General features: G+C 66.1%; 5 protein-coding genes. All 5 read right to left on the reverse strand.

Translation table 11 applies throughout. The annotated features are described in order from the left end of the window. The coding region (locus ACR2JA_RS09660; RefSeq protein WP_434008873.1) for an ABC transporter substrate-binding protein at positions 1-1051 on the reverse strand (1051 nt) is incomplete at its 3' end. A gap of 131 nt (positions 1052-1182) precedes the next feature. Further along, the gene (locus tag ACR2JA_RS09665) at positions 1183-2067 is read right to left on the reverse strand and encodes a MurR/RpiR family transcriptional regulator (RefSeq protein WP_434008874.1); all 885 of its coding nucleotides are present in this window, start codon (positions 2065-2067) and stop codon (positions 1183-1185) included. A 203-nt stretch (positions 2068-2270) separates the two neighbouring features. Next, positions 2271-3071, reverse strand: coding sequence for a uroporphyrinogen-III C-methyltransferase (cobA, locus tag ACR2JA_RS09670; protein ID WP_434008877.1), 801 nt, complete (start codon positions 3069-3071; stop codon positions 2271-2273). 2 nt (positions 3072-3073) lie between these two features. Further along, the gene (gene ybiB / locus ACR2JA_RS09675; RefSeq protein ID WP_434008875.1) at positions 3074-4021 is read right to left on the reverse strand and encodes a DNA-binding protein YbiB; all 948 of its coding nucleotides are present in this window, start codon (positions 4019-4021) and stop codon (positions 3074-3076) included. A 36-nt stretch (positions 4022-4057) separates the two neighbouring features. Next, positions 4058-4396: (2Fe-2S)-binding protein (locus ACR2JA_RS09680; RefSeq protein WP_434008876.1), on the reverse strand; the 339-nt coding region annotated here is incomplete at its 5' end.

The raw sequence follows: 4396 nt of genomic DNA on the forward strand, positions 1-4396 counted from the left end.
ACTGGAAGACGCTGGGGTCGGCGCCCCACATGCCCACGGGAATCGGGCCGCGCAACTGCTTGGCCTTGCCGTCAAGACTGCCGTCGATGATGCCGGTGTAGTCCACCGCCCAGGAGATGGCGCGGCGCACCTCGGGTTTGTCCAGGCCCGGTTTGCTGTTGTTCAGGTACAGGATGGTGGTGCTCAGGCTGGGGAACTCTTCGATCTTGAGTCCGGCTTTGCCCTTCATCGCGCTGAGCTGGTCGCTTGGCAAGTCCTCGGCAATGTCGAGGTCACCGCTCTCCAGCTGCAGGCGCCGCGCGGATGCTTCGCCGATGATCTTGATGCGCACCTTGGAGAACGCCGCTTTGGGGCCGGCGAAGTGGGGGTTGGGCTCCAGCACCAGGCTCTGCCCCTTCTCCCAGCTGACCAGCCGGTACGGGCCGGAGCCTGCCGTGTTGGCGGCCAGCCAGCCCTTGGCCGCATCACCGTCCCGCGCCTTGGCTTGCACCTTCGGGTTGACAATGCCCGCGCTGTTGTTGGCCAGTGTGTACAGGAAAGGGGTGTAGGCCGTTGCCAGCTGGAAGCGCACCGACATGGGGCCGGTGACGGTGACCACGGTGTCGGCCGGGAAGGCCTCCGAGGGCCCCTGCTTCAAGGCGAACAGGCGGTCGAACGTGAACTTGACGGCCGCGGCGTCCACCGCGGTGCCATCGTCAAACTTGTTGCCCGCCTTGAGTTTGAAATCCCAGGTCAGGCCATCTTTGGACACCTTCCAGCTCTCGGCCAGTTCGGGCTCCACTTCGGTGCTGCCTTTACCGCCGGCCGACTGGTAGCGCACGAGGCGCTGGTAGGCGTGGTAGGAAGCAGTCCAGTCGTTGTTGTCCATGGTCACGCCGGGGTCCAGCGTTTGCGGATCGGCGGTCTTGCCGATCACCAGTACATCTTTGGCACTTTGCGCGAACACGGGGGTCGCGCACAGCGCCAGCGCCGCGAACAGAGCGGCCATCACGGTGGAGGGACGGGAAGGCGCCCGCTTGTGCGATGCGGCCGGACGGTGGTCAATGGTCATCTGTTACTCCTGTTGCTAAAAAAACGGCTTCGTCAGCCCATCTGCCGAAGCCCCCTACCAAAAAAAGACAAACGCATCCCCTGCAGCCCAAAAAACGTGCTGCATCGGTTGGCGAAACGGGGGGCGCGTGATTACTTCATGTACTGGCCAAACAGCTCCTGCGCCTGAGACAGCAGCTTCATCTGCTCGCGCACGCTGTCGCCCAACTCGTCGATGACGTCCTGAATCAACAGGTTCAAACTGAAATGGATGGCCGTGGTGGGACGGAAAAAGAAGCCTTCCTCGGACGGCAGGGCCACCACGTAGGGCGTGATCGACGCTGCCCAGTCGCACAGCTCATCGCAAAAAATCACCACATCCGCGCCGCGGTCGCGCGCGGCCTTGGCCAGCACCGGGCCGTTGCGGCCATAGCGGTAGGTGTCGATGATGATGAGCGTGCGCCGGGGGTCTGGGTCGGTCAGCAATCTGGCGTACACGCCGTCGGTGCCATCGAGTTCGTGCACGTTGGCGCGCACATAACCCAGGCGCTGGACCATGCCATTGGCCAGGTAACCCATGGTCTGAAAGCCGGTGGCGTACACGCTGTCGGCCTGGGCCACCAGGCGAACGATGTCGCGCCAAAAGGGCTCCTGACAGACCTCGCAGGCACGGCTGGTGGCGGCGGCGGCAGACTGGAAGTGTGCGGCGTGGTCAGAGGCGGCGCGCGAACGCTGGAACTCGTCAAAGCGTTTGCCGATGGTGCGCAGCTCGCTGCCGTACAGCTCGCTCTTCAATGCGTCCTTGGCGGCGGCGGCACTGTCGAAACCCAGCTTCTTGAAGAAGCGTGTCACCGTCATCGGGCTGACATGGGCGCGCTCGGCAATGGTGCCACTGGTCTCGACCACCAGGGCGGTGGGATGGGCCACGAAATACGCCGCAATCCGCCGCTCCAGCTTGGTCAATACGTCGTGCCGGTCGTTGACCAGGGCAATGAACTCGTTTTCCATGTCGGGTAGGCAGAGACGTTGGTGCGGCATGTGCAATGAATTCATTGCAACAGGTATTCATCTAACATTCCATAACAAAAGATATGAACGAAACATTTTGCCCACGACTGTCACCGGGTTGGGCTATCGGGGGTGAGCACGGACGAGACGGCCCACAACGGTGTCACCCGTGTGGGTGCGCGCCCGGATCAACGGTGCGCAGGCGGCGTGAGCAGCGCCTTGTCCGGCAGCGATCAGGCGGCGTGTTGCTGTAGCGACGGGAAGGCCACCGCCGCAACGCCACGCACCACATCACCGACCACGATCACTGACGGGCTGCCCAGGCCTTCGCTGGCGAGCGTCGCCGTCAGCGTGCCCAGCGTGCAGACCGCATGACGTTGTTGCGGCAGGCTGGCGTGCTGGACGATGGCCAGCGGGGTGCTGGCCGGCAGGCCTGTGAGCAGGTCGGCCTGGATCTGCGTGGCGCTGGAGACACCCATGTAGATCACGAGCGTGAGTTTGGCGTCGCGTGCGGTGGCGGCCAATTGCTGCCAGTCGGTGCCGCTGTCACCGGGCTTGGCGTGGCCCGTGACGAACACCACGCCGTGGGCGTGGTCGCGGTGCGTGAGCGGTGCGCCGAGCGAGGTGAGGCCGGCCAGGCCGGCCGTGATGCCGTTGAGCACCTGCACCTCGATGCCCGCTTCGCGCAGGTGTTCGACCTCTTCACCGCCGCGACCGAAGATGAACGGGTCGCCGCCCTTGAGGCGCACCACCACCTCGCCTTCGCGCGCCGCCATGATCATGAGCTTCTCGATGAAGGCTTGCGGCGTGCTCTTGCAGCCGCCCCGTTTGCCCACGTGCACGATGCGTGCGTTGGGGGACGCATGGGCCAGCACGCCATCGCTCACCAGGTCGTCCACCAGCAGCACCGTCGCGGCGGCGATGGCTTTCGCGGCCTTGATCGTCAGCAGTTCCGGATCGCCCGGGCCTGCGCCCACGAGGGTGACGGTACCGGGGTGGAACTGGCTTTGTGCGTGGATGACGGTGGCGGGCATGTTCATGGTGTGCGGACCGCTGCTGCGCGGTTTGTCTCGGGTGCGGCGGGTCGAGCCACTTCTCGCAGGATGTGTGCCACCTGCAAGGCGATGGGGGTGGGCACCGGCAGTCGGCCATCCAGCACCGTGCGGATATAGGCGGCGGTGGCCTCGGTCGAAATGTCTTTGGGCAGATCGGGCAGGGCGGCGAGCGAACCTTCCTGCGCGGGCTGCAGCAGGTGGCGCTGGCCGTCGCGGAAAGCGTCCATCTGCGGCGTGCGGCGGGCGTCGGCCACCGGCTCACCTTCGGTGCCGCGCAGCAACAGGGCGTGCGCGCCGACCAGGGAAAACGTGTCGGCCATGGACACCGCGTATTCCGGGTGGGTGTAGCTGCCCACGATGAGGGCGCGGCCAGCGCAGGGGTTCATGAGCTTGACCAGGCTGTGCGCCGGGTTGCGCAGGCCGACCACGCGGCGCACGTCCAGCAGGCGCTTGAGGCCGGGGTGCAGCACCTCGGTCGGGACGAAGGCGCATTCGCCGGGACCCAGCGCGCCAACCGACGAGCGGGGCGCATGCCCCAGGGCGGCGAACACCGCTTCGCTGGTCACGCGTTTGTCTTCGGTGGCTGTGCCGTGCACCAGCACCGCCGCGCCTTCACGCGCCAGCAGCAGCGCCAGCAGCGGGGTGAGCACGGGCAGCTTGCGTGCACCGTTGTAGCTGGGCAGCACCACGGCGGTGAGGGCGTTGTCAGGGATGCGCTGCAGGCGGGCGTGCGTGGCGTCCAGGAAGCCGGCCATCTCGTCGGGCGTCTCGCCCTTGATGCGCATGGCCAGGCAGAAGCCGCCGATCTCCAGATCGGTGACAGTGCCGTCCAGCACCTGGCCGAACAGGTCGGTGGCTTGTTCACGGTTGAGCGAACGGGCGCCGTCCTTGCCTCGCCCGATCTCCTTGATGTAATGGCTGATGCTCATGGGCCGCCATTGTCTGCGAGGTCAGATGACTGCGGGTTATATGGTCACCAAGGCGGCCGGGACGGCCTTCACCAGCCGCCGCAGCTCGGGGATGCAGGAACCGCAGTTGGTGCCGCACTGGAGCGAGCCCTGCAGCTGGGCCAGGCGCTGGTCGTCCTGACCGCCGCAGCGCGGCAGGGCGGTGCGGATCGTGTCTTCGCTGACGTTGAAGCAGGTGCAGACCTGGGGGCTTTTCGCGACCACCGCCACCGGTGCCGAGGCACCGGGCATCAGCAGCAGGCGGCCGTAGCTGCCGGCGGGCAGCTCGTCTTGCAGCAACGTCTTGATCCAGCCCTCGGCGCTGGTGTCACCGGCCAGCAGAAGGGCTTCGAGCGT

The sequence above is a fragment of the Hydrogenophaga sp. genome (genome assembly GCF_051007235.1).
Lineage (GTDB): Bacteria > Pseudomonadota > Gammaproteobacteria > Burkholderiales > Burkholderiaceae_C > Hydrogenophaga.